The 12843-nt window shown below is 71.7% G+C and carries 17 protein-coding genes; 5 read left to right on the top strand and 12 right to left on the bottom strand.

What is annotated here, in order from left to right; genetic code table 11:
* Positions 1–86: 86 nt before the first annotated feature.
* A complete protein-coding gene (locus EIY87_RS28765) occupies positions 87–863 on the bottom strand; it encodes a hypothetical protein (protein WP_125312970.1) in 777 nt (258 codons plus the stop codon).
* Positions 864–1400: 537 nt separating this feature from the next.
* On the opposite strand from EIY87_RS28765, the gene EIY87_RS28755 reads away from it, so the two are divergent.
* Positions 1401–1586, top strand: coding sequence for a hypothetical protein (locus tag EIY87_RS28755; protein WP_125312968.1), 186 nt, complete (start codon positions 1401–1403; stop codon positions 1584–1586).
* 3 nt (positions 1587–1589) lie between these two features.
* On the opposite strand, the gene EIY87_RS28750 is transcribed toward EIY87_RS28755, so the two are convergent.
* Both EIY87_RS28750 and nucS read right to left on the bottom strand, forming a co-directional pair.
* A complete protein-coding gene (locus EIY87_RS28750; protein WP_125312967.1) occupies positions 1590–1793 on the bottom strand; it encodes a DUF1653 domain-containing protein in 204 nt (67 codons plus the stop codon).
* Position 1794: 1 nt separating this feature from the next.
* Positions 1795–2454 (bottom strand): endonuclease NucS, encoded by a 660-nt coding sequence (nucS, locus tag EIY87_RS28745; RefSeq protein ID WP_163046839.1) that lies wholly within the window; start codon positions 2452–2454, stop codon positions 1795–1797.
* 36 nt (positions 2455–2490) lie between these two features.
* Between nucS and EIY87_RS28740 the strand changes: the two genes are divergently transcribed.
* The gene (locus EIY87_RS28740; protein ID WP_125312966.1) at positions 2491–3036 is read left to right on the top strand and encodes an NUDIX domain-containing protein; all 546 of its coding nucleotides are present in this window, start codon (positions 2491–2493) and stop codon (positions 3034–3036) included.
* On the opposite strand, the gene EIY87_RS28735 is transcribed toward EIY87_RS28740, so the two are convergent.
* The 4 genes from EIY87_RS28735 to EIY87_RS28720 all read right to left on the bottom strand — a co-directional run bounded on the left by EIY87_RS28735 (position 3008) and on the right by EIY87_RS28720 (position 5768).
* Positions 3008–3472, bottom strand: coding sequence for a DUF2867 domain-containing protein (locus EIY87_RS28735; RefSeq protein WP_125312965.1), 465 nt, complete (start codon positions 3470–3472; stop codon positions 3008–3010). The two genes, EIY87_RS28740 and EIY87_RS28735, sit on opposite strands and share 29 nt — an antisense overlap.
* Positions 3469–3969: a TetR/AcrR family transcriptional regulator gene (locus EIY87_RS28730; RefSeq protein ID WP_225440084.1), complete on the bottom strand. Its 501-nt coding sequence runs from the start codon at positions 3967–3969 to the stop codon at positions 3469–3471. Before EIY87_RS28730 ends, EIY87_RS28735 begins: the two co-directional genes overlap by 4 nt.
* 69 nt (positions 3970–4038) lie before the next feature.
* Positions 4039–4812: an enoyl-CoA hydratase-related protein gene (locus EIY87_RS28725; RefSeq protein WP_125312963.1), complete on the bottom strand. Its 774-nt coding sequence runs from the start codon at positions 4810–4812 to the stop codon at positions 4039–4041.
* The gene (locus EIY87_RS28720; RefSeq protein WP_125312962.1) at positions 4809–5768 is read right to left on the bottom strand and encodes a GlxA family transcriptional regulator; all 960 of its coding nucleotides are present in this window, start codon (positions 5766–5768) and stop codon (positions 4809–4811) included. The genes EIY87_RS28725 and EIY87_RS28720 overlap by 4 nt, the downstream gene beginning before the upstream one ends.
* A 71-nt stretch (positions 5769–5839) precedes the next feature.
* On the opposite strand from EIY87_RS28720, the gene EIY87_RS28715 reads away from it, so the two are divergent.
* Positions 5840–6382 carry a cysteine hydrolase family protein gene (locus EIY87_RS28715; protein ID WP_125312961.1) on the top strand — a complete coding sequence of 181 codons (543 nt, stop codon included), beginning with the start codon at positions 5840–5842 and terminating at the stop codon, positions 6380–6382.
* Here EIY87_RS28715 and EIY87_RS28710 read toward each other — a convergent pair.
* Together EIY87_RS28710 and EIY87_RS28705 are read right to left on the bottom strand one after the other, a co-directional pair.
* Positions 6375–8390 (bottom strand): protein meaA, encoded by a 2016-nt coding sequence (locus EIY87_RS28710; RefSeq protein ID WP_125312960.1) that lies wholly within the window; start codon positions 8388–8390, stop codon positions 6375–6377. The two genes, EIY87_RS28715 and EIY87_RS28710, sit on opposite strands and share 8 nt — an antisense overlap.
* A 100-nt stretch (positions 8391–8490) precedes the next feature.
* A complete protein-coding gene (locus EIY87_RS28705; RefSeq protein WP_125312959.1) occupies positions 8491–9012 on the bottom strand; it encodes a YdbT family protein in 522 nt (173 codons plus the stop codon).
* A gap of 144 nt (positions 9013–9156) precedes the next feature.
* Here EIY87_RS28705 and EIY87_RS28700 point away from each other — a divergent pair, with 144 nt between their 5' ends.
* Positions 9157–9783 (top strand): LysE family translocator, encoded by a 627-nt coding sequence (locus tag EIY87_RS28700; protein WP_125312958.1) that lies wholly within the window; start codon positions 9157–9159, stop codon positions 9781–9783.
* Complete coding sequence (locus tag EIY87_RS28695) at positions 9783–10406, top strand: LysE family translocator (protein ID WP_125312957.1); 624 nt, start codon at positions 9783–9785, stop codon at positions 10404–10406. The genes EIY87_RS28700 and EIY87_RS28695 overlap by 1 nt, the downstream gene beginning before the upstream one ends.
* Here the strand turns inward: EIY87_RS28695 and EIY87_RS28690 are convergent.
* The 3 genes from EIY87_RS28690 to EIY87_RS28680 are packed head-to-tail and all read right to left on the bottom strand — an operon-like array spanning position 10403 to position 12832.
* The gene (locus EIY87_RS28690; protein ID WP_125312956.1) at positions 10403–11593 is read right to left on the bottom strand and encodes an alpha/beta hydrolase family protein; all 1191 of its coding nucleotides are present in this window, start codon (positions 11591–11593) and stop codon (positions 10403–10405) included. The two genes, EIY87_RS28695 and EIY87_RS28690, sit on opposite strands and share 4 nt — an antisense overlap.
* Positions 11590–12408, bottom strand: coding sequence for an NmrA family NAD(P)-binding protein (locus tag EIY87_RS28685; protein ID WP_125312955.1), 819 nt, complete (start codon positions 12406–12408; stop codon positions 11590–11592). Before EIY87_RS28685 ends, EIY87_RS28690 begins: the two co-directional genes overlap by 4 nt.
* Positions 12401–12832, bottom strand: coding sequence for a nuclear transport factor 2 family protein (locus tag EIY87_RS28680; protein ID WP_125312954.1), 432 nt, complete (start codon positions 12830–12832; stop codon positions 12401–12403). Before EIY87_RS28680 ends, EIY87_RS28685 begins: the two co-directional genes overlap by 8 nt.
* Between the last annotated feature and the right edge of the window lie 11 nt (positions 12833–12843).

Here is a 12843-nt window from a genome sequence, read left to right as displayed (position 1 = left end):
TGTCCACAGTGGCCAGAGGGCGCGTCCCCCTGGCTGCTACCAGGGGAAACGCGCCCTCGTTCACACGCCGCGGGAGCGGCGGCCGGTCACCGGTCGGTCGGGACGGCGATCTCGCCTTCCTCGTCGATCAGCCGCGCGAGCACGGCGTCGGGCAGGTAGGTCCGGTGCGGGTAGCCCGGGCCCCAGGAGTTGAGGATCGGCACGGCGCCCAGCTCGTCGGCCCGCGGGTTGCCGAGCACGGCGTGCACGTCGTCGACCGACTTGGCCCAGCGGAACGCCTTGATGCCCTGCTTGGCTTCCGGCGCGTACTGCTCGCGCTGCTGCCAGTCGTCGCCGGCGTAGGAGTCGTCCCACAGGACGTGCCCGGTTTCGGCGAGCACCTCGGCCGCGGCGCGGACGGACGTGCCGTTGTCGTCGCCGGGGTTGGTCTCGGGCCACTCGTCGCGCTTCTTGGCCGAGTCCCACAGCCAGCGGGCGGCGTACTCGCTGCCGTTGAAGATCGACATGCACCGCGACCACCCGAACCCGACACAGGCACCCTCGCGGCCCTGGTCGTAGAACGCGTACCAGGCGTCGGTGTCCGGCGTCCCGCCCGGCTCGAGGCACACGCAGTGCCCGCCGCGCACCCGGCCGAGCTTCTTGACGCCGGCCTTGGCGATGAAGAACTCCCCGGAGGTCTCGTCCTGCTCCGGCTCGTCGAACGCGGAGTACCAGTTGACCCCGATCACGACGGGCGCCCGCGTGGGCCGGTCGTCGTCGGCCAGCGCGGACAGCGGATACCTTTCGACGTGCCGCCAGTCGTCCGGAATGAACCGCCCCAGCCGCGGGTCGACCGGATCGGAACCGAGTGGGCGATAACGCATGACTTCCTCCTCCGTGCAGCCGAAAAACGCGCGCGCACCGGCCGGCTGGCACGCGCACACCGAGCTCGAAGGCGGACTGAAACGTTGGCACGACGAAGAAAGACGGCCGAGCGCACCACCCTCCGGCCACGCCGGACGCACCGGCGGAACCCCTCGAATCGAGTGTCCCACGAGCCCGGGGAATAAGATCCCGAACTCACCCGAACAGCGCAGGAATCAGGCGCAAAAAAGACCTGGTCACAGCGCCGCGGCCGATCACGTCAATGATTTCCTTGCGGAGTAATCGACCCGGAATCAGATACCGGAATTCGGCATCGATCCGGTATCGGCGCGGAGAACGATTACCGCACCTGCCGGCAAGGGCCCGTCCTGACCGCCGCCGCAGTCTTGCTGGCCGGCTGCTCAGCCGGATCGGCCACAAGGGGCACGACCACCACGACGACCGTCACCGTCACCCGGTCGATCGTCGAGCCTTCGACGGCCGAAGCGGCCGCACCGGCCTCGACAGGTCGGATCACCAAGCAGATCGGCGAGGAGATGGGCATCTACCCCGGCGCCCAGGGCTCGGCGAAGGGACCGGCGACGGCGACCGGCACGATCACCGAGATCAAGAAGTCGCGAAGCACGTTCACCGGAGGCTTCGGGCTCGCCGACCACGGGCTTCTCATCCTGGGAGGACTGACCGAACCCAGCACCTACGCCATCTCGTTCGACGTCCGGTGAAGCTCAGTCCACCCGGCGGAACCGCGGCACCGGCCCACCGTCCGTCTCCACCGTCTCGGTGAACATCACCTTCGGCCGCACCCACAGCCCGCGCTCGCCGTACAGAGCCCGGTACACCACGAGCTCCTCCTCGGTCTCGCTGTGCCGCGCCACGCCCAGCACCTCGTACTCCCCGCCCTTGTAGTGGACGTACCGCCCCGGGAGCACCTCAGAACAGCCTGAACTCGTCGGATTCGATGCCGCGCAGCTCGTCGTAGTCCAGGGTCAGGCAGCGGATCCCGCGGTCCTCCGCCAGCGTCCTGGCCTGCGGCTTGATGATCTGGGCCGCGAACACGCCCTGCACCGGGGCCAGCAGCGGGTCGCGGTTGAGCAGTTCCAGGTACCGCGTCAGCTGCTCGACGCCGTCGATTTCGCCGCGGCGCTTGATCTCCACCGCCACCGAACGGCCGTCGGCGTCGCGGGCCATGATGTCGACCGGGCCGATCGCCGTCGGGAACTCGCGGCGGACCAGGGTGTAGCCGTCGCCGAGGGTCTTGATGTGCTCGGCCAGCAGTTCCTGCAGGTGCGCCTCGACGCCGTCCTTCTGCAGGCCCGGTTCCGCGCCGAGGGCCTGGGTGTAGTCGTGGAAGACCTCGTCGATCGAGATCACCAGCTTTTCGCCCTGCTTGTTCTCGACGATCCAGAGCTTGCCGTCCTCGATCAGCCAGCAGGGCGGGCTCATCCAGTTCAACGGCTTGTACGCGCGGTCGTCGGAGTGGACCGACACCGAGCCGTCGGACTTCACGAGCAGCAGGCGGGTGGCCATCGGCAGGTGGGCGGTGAGCCGGCCGGCGTAGTCGACCTGGCACCGCGCGATCACGAGACGCACCCGAGGAGGGTAGGACAGGTCCGGGATACTGGGCGGGTGGACCCCATTCAGCGTGTCGCGTCCCGCGAGGTGTACCGGAACAACTGGATGACCGTGCGGGAGGACGAAATCCGCCGCCCGGACGGCTCGCCGGGCATCTTCGGCGTGATCGACAAACCCGCGTACGCGCTCGTCATCCCCCAGGACGGCGACCGGTTCCGGCTGGTCGAGCAGTTCCGCTACCCGGTCGGCGAGCGCCGCTGGGAGTTCCCGCAGGGCACCGCGCCCGGCCGCGCCGACGTGCCGCCCGCCGAGCTCGCCGCGCGCGAGCTGCGCGAGGAAACCGGGCTGCGGGCCGGGTCGATGGTCGCGCTCGGCAAGCTGGACGTCGCGCCCGGCATGAGCAGCCAGCGCGGCTGGGTGTTCCTCGCCACGGACATCACCGAGGGCGAACCCGAGCGCGAGCTCGAAGAGCAGGACATGCGCAGCGCGTGGTTCCCGCGCGCGGACGTCGAGAAGATGATCCTCGCCGGCGAGATCACCGACGCGCAGTCGGTCGCCGCGTGGGCCCAGCTCATGCTGTACGAGCGGCTCCGGCCCTGAGCATCCCGCGGATGACGAGGTGGTGGAACGGCTTGATCACCGCGAAGTAGGCCGGCCCGACGCGGTTGTGGAAGTGCACGATCGTGCCGAGCCGGTACCCGCGGGGCACCGCTTCGACCGTCAGGTACCCGGTCAGGTGACTGTCGTCCACGCCCGCGACCAGGTAGCGCTCCGGATCGCCGGCGCGGACGGTGAAGAACGCGACCCGGTCGCCGGGCGCGAACCCGACGTCCTCGGGGCGAAGCCGGCCGGTCCGCGGCACCGACGCGGTGTCCAGTCGCAGGGCCTTGGCGAGCAGGTAGCGGACGCCGAAGAGCCCCTTCACCCACCACGGCGACCAGCCGAACACGCCCGCGACGAACTCGCGCAGGCTGTTCTCGCTCGCGATCTCCTTGAACTCGACGTAGTCCGCGCCCTTGGCGAACGGTTCGGTCATGTCCGTCTCCCCAGTACGAGTTCCAACGCGCTTTTGAGCTGACGGCCGGACAGCGGCGGCACGACCTGCCCGGCGCCGACGACGACCAGGTACAGCGCCTGCGCGAGGCCGGCGTCGCCGCTGATCTCGGTCAGGTAGCCGACGCGGGTCCGGTCGACGCGCTCCTGGACCGCCCGCGCTTCGGCGTCCTGCAAGGCCCACGCCCGGACGGCGATCTCGAGGCCCAGACCCGGTCCCGGCGCCAGGACGAGCTTCAGCAGCGCGCCCAGCCGGTCGGCACCCGCGGCGTCGGCCTGCTCCATGAACCGGGTCGTGCGCTCGGTTTCGAAGTGCGCCAGCAGAGCGGTCCGGTAGCCGGTGATGCCCTTGAAGTGGTGGTAGAACGAGCCCTTCGACAGGCCGAGCCGCTCGGTCAGCCGCTCGATGGTCACCGACGGCGCCCCCTGCTCCGCCAGCAGCACCAGCCCCGCGTCCAGCCAGTCCCGTTTGCCCGCCATGGCCATACCATACCGTATGGTACGGCTCGCGGGCAGCGAGAAACGGAACTTTCCCTACGAAAGCTCCGCTCAGTCGGGCCAGGAAGGCTTGCGCTTTTCCAGGAACGCCGCCATGCCTTCGCGGGCGCCGGGCAGCTGCGACGCCGCGGCCATCACCTCGAGCGCGACGGCGTACGCGTCGGCCTCGGGCCGGTCGAGCTGGGCGTAGAGCGTCACCTTGCCCATCGCCTTGCTCGCGCGGCTGCCGCGGGTCGCCCGCGCCAGCAGTTCCGCGACGGCGTCGTCGAGCTGGTCGTCCGGCACGACGCGGTTGACCAGGCCCCACTCCAGCGCGGTGGGCGCGTCGATGACGTCGCCGGTCAGCGCCAGCTCCATCAGCCGCTTGCGGCCGATGGAGCGCGCCACCGGCACCGCCGGCGTGTGGCAGAACCAGCCGCCCTTGCCGCCCGGCAGCGCGAAGCCCGCGGACTCGGCGGCGATCGCGAGGTCGCACGACGCCACGAGCTGGCAGCCCGCCGCGGTGGCCAGGCCGTGCACCCGCGCGATGACCACCTGCGGCACGGACTCCATCGTCTTCATCAGGTCCGTGCACAGCGTCAGCAGCTCGCGCACACCCATCAGGTCACGCGCGGCGACGTCGCCGAAGTCGTGGCCGGCGGAGAACACCGGGCCCGCGCCGGCCAGGACGATGCCGGTCGCGTCGGACGTCCCCGCCTCGTGGAACGCGGCGAGCAGCTCGGCCAGGTGGTCCGCGGACAGCGAATTGCGCCGCGCCGCCCGGTTCATGGTGATCGTGACGGTGTCGCCGTCCCGCTTGACCAGGATGTGTTCGTACTCGGTCATGCCCCGACGGTAACTCCTCGGAACGTACGCCGATAGCTGTCCGGTCCGACGCCGACCTCGGCGCGCATCCGGCGCCGCAGGTTCGCCGCCGTCCCCAGGCCGGACCGCTCGGCGACGCGCTCGACCGGCAGCGACGTCGTCTCCAGCAACCGCTGAGCGAGCCGGACGCGCTGGACGCGCAGCCAGCGCCCCGGGGTGACGCCGGTGGCCGCGGCGAACTCGCGGTGGAACGTCCGCTCGCTCATCCGCGCGTGCTCGAAGAGGTCCTCCACGCCGATCCCGGAGCCGAGCCGGGCCAGCGCCCAGTCCATTGTGGACGTCAGGCCGGGGCGCGACGCCGCGGGCACCGGGGTGTCGACGTACTGCCGCTGCCCGCCTTCCCGCGCCGGCGGCATCACCAGGCGGCGCGCCAGCGCGGCGGCGACGTCGGCGCCGTGGTCGCGGCGGACCAGGTACAGGCAGAGGTCGAGGCCGCCGACGACACCCGCGGACGTCAGGACGCCACCGTCGTCGGTGTAGAGCACGTCCCGCTGGAGGTCGGCCCGCGGCGCGAAGCGCGCCAAGGCGTCGAGGTCGCGCCAGTGGGTGGTGGCCGGGCGGCCGTCGAGCAGGCCCGCGGCGGCCAGGGTGAACGCGCCGGAACACAGCCCCGCGACCGTGCGCCCGTCCCGGTGCGCCCGGCGCAGCGCCGTGACGGCGGCGGACGGCACCGGCGCGAGGGGGTCGTCACGGCCCGGCGCCAGCACGAGGTCGCAGCCGTCGAGCCCGGCCAGGCCGTGCGTCGCCGCGACGTCACCGAACGGCGAAAGAGCCGTGCGCACGCGGCCCGCGCTGCACAGCCGCACGGTGAACGGGCCGATCCCGCTGTCGGTCCGGTCCTGGCCCCAGACCTCGCCGATCACCGCGAGGTCGAACGCCCGGGTGCCGGGCAGCAGCAGAACGCCGATCGTGCGCATGGCAGGAAAGTACCGCATCGCGCGTCTTCTGCCACTCCCCTGCGTGGGTACCGCCCGCGAAACTCGACGGCATGACCGAAACGGCACTCATCCTGATCGACGTCCAGCGCGGGTTCGACGACGCGGCTTTCTGGGGCCCCCGCAACAATCCCGGCGCCGAAGCCAACATGAAGGCGCTGCTCGACGCGTGGCAGGAGCGGCGGCTGCCCGTCGTGCTCGTGCACCACGACTCGACGAAACCGGATTCGCCCCTGCGGCCCGGCCAGCCCGGCAACGACTTCAAGCCCGAACTCGACGGCGCGCGGCCGGACCTGGTGTTCGGCAAGAAGGTCAACTCGGCCTTCATCGGCGACGTCGACCTCGACGCGTGGCTGCGCAAGCGCGGCATCACGAGCTTCGTCCTGGCGGGGATCCAGACGAACTTCTGCTGCGAAACCACCGCGCGGATGGGCGGGAACCTGGGCTACGACGTGACTTTCGCCCTCGACGCGACGTTCACGTTCGACCTCCCCGAGGTGACCGCCGACGAGCTGTACCGCGTGACGGCGGCGAACCTGGCGAACCAGTTCGCCACCGTCAAGTCCACAAAGGACATCCTGGCGGCGCTCAGCTGAGCCCGTTGCGCTCCCGGACCAGCGAGACGATGCCGTCCATGATGTCGGTCAGCTCGTAGTCCTTGGGCGTGAACACCCGGGCGATGCCGCGTTCGGTGAGCAGCGCGGCGTCGTCCGGCGGGATGATCCCGCCGACGATCACCGGCACGTCGCCCGCGCCCGCGGCGCGCAGGCCGTCGACGACGTTCGGGACGACTTCCAGGTGCGAGCCGGACAGCACGGACAGCCCGACCACGTGCACGCCCTCCTGCACGGCGGCCGCGACGATCTGCTCCGGCGTCAGCCGGATGCCCTGGTAGACGACCTCGAAGCCGACGTCGCGCGCCCGGACCGCGACCTGCTCGGCGCCGTTGGAGTGCCCGTCGAGGCCCGGCTTGCCGACCAGGATCCGCAGTCGCTCACCCAGTTCCGCTTCGGTGGCGCGGACGCGTTCGCGCACCCGCTCGATCCCCGGGTCGCCGCTGCCGCCGGGCGCCGCGGAAACCCCGGTGGGCGCCCGGTATTCGCCGAACACCTCGCGCAGCGCGCCGGCCCACTCGCCGGTGGTCACGCCGGCCCGCGCACAGTCCACAGTGGCCTCGAAGAGGTTTTCCGTGGTGCGCGCGCGTTCCTTGAGCGCGGCCAGCGAGCGCTCGACGGCGTCGTTGTCACGCCCGGTGCGCCACTCCTCGATCGCGGTGACGGCGGCCTTTTCGACGGCGGGGTCGATGGTCTCGATCGCCTTGGCGCCTTCGGCCTGCAGCGGCGACGGCTCGGTCGTCTCGAACTTGTTGACCCCGACCAGGACCCGCTCGCCGTTCTCCACCCCGCGGCGGAATTCGGCCAGCGAGGTGACCAGCTGCGACTTCATGTAGCCGCTTTCGACCGCGGCGACCGCGCCGCCGAGGTCCTGCACGCGCGCGATCTCCTCGCGCGCGCCGGTCATGATCTCGTCGACCTTGGCCTGGATGACGTGCGAGCCGTCGAAGATGTCCTCGTACTCCAGCAGGTCGGTCTCGAACGCGAGCACCTGCTGCATCCGCAGCGCCCACTGCTGGTCCCACGGCCGGGGCAGCCCGAGGGCCTCGTTCCAGGCGGGCAGCTGGATCGCGCGGGCGCGGGCGCCGCGGGACAGCGACACCGCGAGCATCTCCAGCACGATCCGCTGGACGTTGTTCTCCGGCTGGGCTTCGGTGAGACCGAGCGAGTTGACCTGGACGCCGTAGCGCAGCCGGCGCGCCTTGGGATCCGTTACGCCGTACCGGTCCCGCGTGATCTCGTCCCAGAGCGCGGTGAACGCGCGCATCTTGGACATCTCCTCGACGAACCGCACGCCGGCGTTGACGAAGAACGAGATCCGCGCGACGACCTTGGCCATGTCGGCCTGGTCGACCTGCCCGGAGTCGCGGACGGCGTCGAGCACGGCGATCGCGGTGCACAGCGCGTAGGCGACCTCCTGCGTCGGCGTCGCGCCGGCTTCCTGCAGGTGGTAGCTGCAGATGTTGATCGGGTTCCACTTCGGCACGTGGTGCACGGTCCACGCGATCATGTCGGTGATCAGCCGCAGGCTCGGCCCCGGCGGGAAGATGTACGTCCCGCGGGACAGGTACTCCTTGATGATGTCGTTCTGCGTGGTACCGGTGAGCTTCGCGAGGACCTCGTCGACGTCGCGCCCCTCGGCTTCGGCCTGCTCGCGCGCCACGGAGACGTACAGCGCGAGCAGCCACATGGCCGGCGCGTTGATCGTCATCGACGTGTTCGCCTCGGCGAGCGGGATGCCGTCGAAGAGGCGCCGCATGTCGCCGATGTGCGACACCGGCACGCCGACCTTGCCGACCTCACCGCGCGAGAGCTGGTGGTCCGGGTCGTAGCCGGTCTGGGTGGGCAGGTCGAAGGCGACCGAGAGCCCGGTCTGCCCCTTGGCGAGGTTGCGCCGGTACAGCTCGTTCGACGCGGCGGCGGACGAATGCCCCGCGTACGTGCGCATCACCCACGGTCGGTCTCGCTCGCGGTCCGTTGGGTACGGCACTGGGCACCTCCGGCGGTGGACGTTTCGTCGAGTGTACCGACCGGTAACTTGCGGTGGCAGTGGAATCGAACACGTCCGGGTGACTTCGCACGCGCTGCCGTCAACCGGCCGGAGCACCCGGTTCCGGCGGCGCTTGGCGGGCCTTCGCCTCGTCGATGGCCTTGGTCAGCAGGTCGCGCACGCGCTTCGGCTCCCCGACGCCGATCAGCGTCACGGCGCCGGGCGTGCCGAACGTGAGCGTGCCGGTGCGCGACGGTCCGGGCTTGAGGACCGGCGCCGCCAGGCCGGCCAGTTCGCTGGCGCGCTCCTTCTGCCGGAACAGGCCCGAGCGCGCGATGATCCGGCTGTCGGTCACCGCGTACGTCGTCCGGCCGAGCGCGAGGTAGCGGACGAGGGAGCGGCCGACCGCGCCGTAGAGCCCGAGGGCCAGCACGACCACGGCCACGACCGCGGTGGCACCGGACGGCCGCTGGGTGAGCAGGAACCAGACCGCGGCGGCGGTGACGACGAGCCCGGCAGGGGCGACCACCCCGTCCGCGGCGACGTAGAGCGGGCGCTGGACCGGTTCTCCCGCCCAGAGCACGCGCTCACCGGGCAGAAGCTCGATTTCCCCTGCTGACATGGCCGAACACTACTCCGCCGGGACCCCTCCCGCCGAGCCTCGAGCGCGCCGCGCACCCTGCGTGGACGGTCGATCGCGCGGAGCACCGGCGCTGTGACGGAAATCCGCGAGACCAGGGCGTTCCCGTCGATTAGCGTGGCGCCCGTGACGTGGAGTGTGTACGGGTCTTACCTGGTCATCGTGGTCCTGATCGTGCTCGCGCCGGGGCCCGACACGATGGTGATGCTGAAGAACGCGCTGTCCGGCGGGTTCCGCGGCGGGCTGCTCGCTTCGCTCGGCATCTTCACCGGCAACGCCGTGCAGGGCAGCGCCGCGGCGCTCGGGCTCGGCGTCCTCATCGCGCGGTCGCAGCCGGTGTTCCTCGCGCTGAAGTGGGCCGGCGCGGCCTACCTCGTCTTCCTCGGCTTCCAGGCGCTGCGCGGGGCGTGGCGCGGCAACTACGACGTCGTGGAGCAGGCGCAGCGCCGCAAGGGCGGCGGCTTCCGGCGGTTCCGCGAAGGCTTCCTCTCCAACATCACCAACCCGAAGGTGCTGGTGCTGTACCTGTCCGTGCTGCCGCAGTTCCTCGACCCGGTGCGCACGACGACGTGGGACGCGCTGGCGCTGGCCTACACCGTCGCGGTGCTCGGCGTGGTCTGGCTCCTGGTGCTGCTGGCGTTCGTGCACCGCGTGCGGGCGTGGCTCGCGCGCCGCCGGGTCCGCCGTACGCTGGACGGCGTCACCGGCACCGCGCTGCTCGGCTTCGGAGCCGCACTCGCACTGGAGTCCTGATGTCCCTGAGCACGTACGCGGGGTTCGCCGCGATGATGGCGTTCCTGGCGATGATGCCGGGGCCGGACACGATGGTCGTGCTGAAGAACGCGTTGACCGGCGGCGCGCGCGGCGGCGCGTGGGCGTGCGGCGGCATCACGGCCGCGAACTTCCTCCAGGGCACCGCGGCGGCCCTCGGCCTGGGCGCGGTGCTCACCCGCTCCCAGCCGGTGTTCGAAACGGTGAAGTGGCTCGGCGCGGCCTACCTGGTCTTCCTGGGCGTCCAGGCCCTGCGCGGCGCCTGGCGCGGTGACTACGCGGCGCTGGACGACGTCCGCCGCGCCCGCGCCTCCCGCGGCCGCCGGTTCCGCGAGGGGTTCCTCTCCAACATCACCAACCCCAAGGTGATCGTGCTGTACCTGTCGGTGCTGCCGCAGTTCCTGACCCCGTCGTCGACCTTCGCCGATTCGCTGCTGCTGGCGTACACGGTCGCGGCGCTGGGACTGGTGTGGCAGGTGCTGCTGCTGTTCTTCGTCCACCGCGTCCGCGGCTGGCTGCAGCGGCGCCGGGTCCGCCGCGCCCTCGACGGCGTCACCGGCACCGCGCTCGTCGGCTTCGGGGCCGCGCTCGCGCTCGAAGGCTAGAGCGTCCGGTCCAGCCAGTCGTAGATCCGGCCGGTCGCCAGGCGCTGGGCGCCGACGTGGCAGTGCGCGTCCGCGCCCTCCTCGGCGGTGAACGTCAGCAGCGTCTTCGGCGCGTTCAGGTGCGCGTACAGCCGGCGCGGCTCGGTCTCCCGCTCGCCGCCGAAGAACAGGTCGTCCGCCGCTTCGCAGACCAGCACCGGGCAGGTGATCTTCTCCGCGACGCCGCCCTCCAGCGTGTACTCCAGGAACTTCGCGACGAACTCGCGGTCGGTCGCCGCGCCCAGGACGTAGCGGCCGTGGTCGCAGGCCCAGCGCAGGGTCGGGTTCGCCTCGCGGCCGGCGGCGAGCAAGGCGTCGAACTCCGGGTCTTCCGCGGCGTTCGCCCGGCGGACGATCTCCGCGCGGTCCCAGGGCAGGGCGCCGACCACGGCCGCACCCGCGTCGTACACGCCGTCCACCGCGACGACCGCCGCCAGGCGGTGTTCGAACGCCGCCGCGCGCGGGGCCAGTACGCCGCCGAGGCTGACGCCCAGCAGTGCGACGCGGTCCGGATCGACGCCGTCGAGGCCGAGGGCGAAGTCCAGCACCGGCGTGACGACGTGTTCCCAGTCCGGCCGGAACACCAGGCCGCCGTCCCGGATCGCGCTCGGCTGGCCCGGGCCGTCGAAGGTCAGCACGTGGTAGCCGCGCTCGGCGCCGCCCGCCGCGCCCATGAAGTGGCACTCCTCGGCGCTGCCGTCGAAACCGCTGTGCATCAGCAGCAGCGGCTTCGGGCCGTCGCCCGGCGCGCGGTAGAAATAACCGCGCAGAACCGTTCCCTCGTAGGGGATTTCGACCGGTTCGGCGACGGCGGCCCGCCGGAAGCACTCGACGCTGCGGTCGTAGGCCGCCGCGATGCGCGGGTCCGCCGGGTCGCCGTGCAGGAAGAACTCCGACGAGAAGTAGTACGTCGACGCGCGCAGCAGCAGGTCGCGCGCGGTCACCGGGCTCGCGTCGGCCGCTTCGGCGTACAGGCGGTCGGCCAGGCCGCGGTAGGCGTCGTGCCAGCTGTCGTAGTCACCGGGCTTGACCGTCGACGCCGCCGCCAGGACCTCGCCGAAGTCCGAGCCGCCGTAGGACGCGTGGCCGAACAGGCGCAGGGTCTCGAACCAGAACTGCGCGTCTTCTTCGAACATGAGCTGCTTCATCGGATCTCTTCCTCCACGAAGGTTTCGAACGACCGGGCGGGCCGCCCGGTGACCCGCTCGACGACGGGCGTTACGCGGTCTTCGGTGCCACGGCGGATGTCCTCGTCGAGCGCGGCGAGCACGCGCGCGAAGCCGGCGGGGATGCCGGACGCGGTCAGGTGCGCCGCGAACTCGGCCGTGCCGACCGCGCGGTGGCGCACCGGGCGGCCGGTGCGGGCGGCGATGATCGATGTGGCTTCGGAATAGCTCAAAGCACCAGGGCCGGTCAGCACGTGTTCGGTGTTGTGCGGTTCGGCGTCGGTCAGCGCGCGGACGGCGACCGCCGCGATGTCGGCGGCGTCGACGAACGCGACCCGGCCGTCCCCGGTGGCGGTGACGACCTCGCCGTTCCGCACGCCCTGTGCCACCAGGTGCTCGCCGGTGAAGTTCTGCATGAACCACGACGGCCGCAGCACGGCCCACTCCGGCGCCGTCCGCACCAGCCGCGGCAGCTCGCCGAGGCCGGGGGTGTCGTCGGTGACGGCGGACGAGCTGAGCAGCACGATCCGGCGGACCCCGGCCTCGAGCGCGTCCGCCACGAACGGCGCCACCAGCCCCGCCGGCGCGGCCTCGCCGATCGGCGCGACCAGGTAGACGGCGGACGCGCCGCGCAGCGCGCCGGCGTGGGTGGTGCGGTCGGCCCAGTCGAACCGGACCTGACCGGCCTCGCCGGGCTTGCGAGTGGCCGCGCGCGCCGCGACGCCGTTCGCGCGCAGCCCCGCGACGACCCGGCGGCCGGTGGTGCCGGTGCCGCCGACGACCAGGACGTCAGCCACGGTCGCCGCCGGTGAAGGCCGCGGTCAGCTCGTCCGCGCCGCCGAGCAGGTCCGCCGCGGCCTGCGGGCTCCAGTAGTCGCGGTAGCGGCGGATCTCGCCGTCCTCGACGGTGATCACGGCGATGTACGACAGCTCGTACGGCTTCTGTGTCGCGACGACGACGCCGGCGACGGTGAACTCGGCGACGACCACGGCCGGGTCGGTGGTCTCGTGCACGGTCTTCGCCGTGACCTCCCGGATGTCCAGGAGGTTCGGGTAGTCGCGCAGGTACTCGCGGATGGCGTCCCGGCCTTCGACGCGCGCCGGGTAGCCCGGAGCGGCGAACGGGAACTCGAGGACGCCGTCCTCGGCCCAGAGCCCGGCGAACCCGGCCATGTCGTGCTTGAGCAGCAGATCGAGCGCGTGCTCGACGAAGTCGCGCATCGCAGCCTCCT

Origin of the sequence: Amycolatopsis eburnea, assembly GCF_003937945.1 — a bacterium.
Lineage (GTDB): Bacteria > Actinomycetota > Actinomycetes > Mycobacteriales > Pseudonocardiaceae > Amycolatopsis > Amycolatopsis eburnea.
This window is presented reverse-complemented; position numbering and strand designations above follow the sequence as displayed.

What these genes read in the sequence shown, in the direction of transcription:
- EIY87_RS28765 (WP_125312970.1), bottom strand. Translation starts at nt 863, where the DNA reads ATGCGTTATCGCCCACTCGGTTCCGATCCGGTCGACCCGCGGCTGGGG.
- EIY87_RS28755 (WP_125312968.1), top strand. Translation starts at nt 1,401, where the DNA reads ATGGGCATCTACCCCGGCGCCCAGGGCTCGGCGAAGGGACCGGCGACG.
- EIY87_RS28735 (WP_125312965.1), bottom strand. Translation starts at nt 3,472, where the DNA reads ATGACCGAACCGTTCGCCAAGGGCGCGGACTACGTCGAGTTCAAGGAG.
- EIY87_RS28730 (WP_225440084.1), bottom strand. Translation starts at nt 3,969, where the DNA reads ATGGCGGGCAAACGGGACTGGCTGGACGCGGGGCTGGTGCTGCTGGCG.
- EIY87_RS28725 (WP_125312963.1), bottom strand. Translation starts at nt 4,812, where the DNA reads ATGACCGAGTACGAACACATCCTGGTCAAGCGGGACGGCGACACCGTC.
- EIY87_RS28720 (WP_125312962.1), bottom strand. Translation starts at nt 5,768, where the DNA reads ATGCGCACGATCGGCGTTCTGCTGCTGCCCGGCACCCGGGCGTTCGAC.
- EIY87_RS28715 (WP_125312961.1), top strand. Translation starts at nt 5,840, where the DNA reads ATGACCGAAACGGCACTCATCCTGATCGACGTCCAGCGCGGGTTCGAC.
- EIY87_RS28705 (WP_125312959.1), bottom strand. Translation starts at nt 9,012, where the DNA reads ATGTCAGCAGGGGAAATCGAGCTTCTGCCCGGTGAGCGCGTGCTCTGG.
- EIY87_RS28695 (WP_125312957.1), top strand. Translation starts at nt 9,783, where the DNA reads ATGTCCCTGAGCACGTACGCGGGGTTCGCCGCGATGATGGCGTTCCTG.
- EIY87_RS28690 (WP_125312956.1), bottom strand. Translation starts at nt 11,593, where the DNA reads ATGAAGCAGCTCATGTTCGAAGAAGACGCGCAGTTCTGGTTCGAGACC.
- EIY87_RS28680 (WP_125312954.1), bottom strand. Translation starts at nt 12,832, where the DNA reads ATGCGCGACTTCGTCGAGCACGCGCTCGATCTGCTGCTCAAGCACGAC.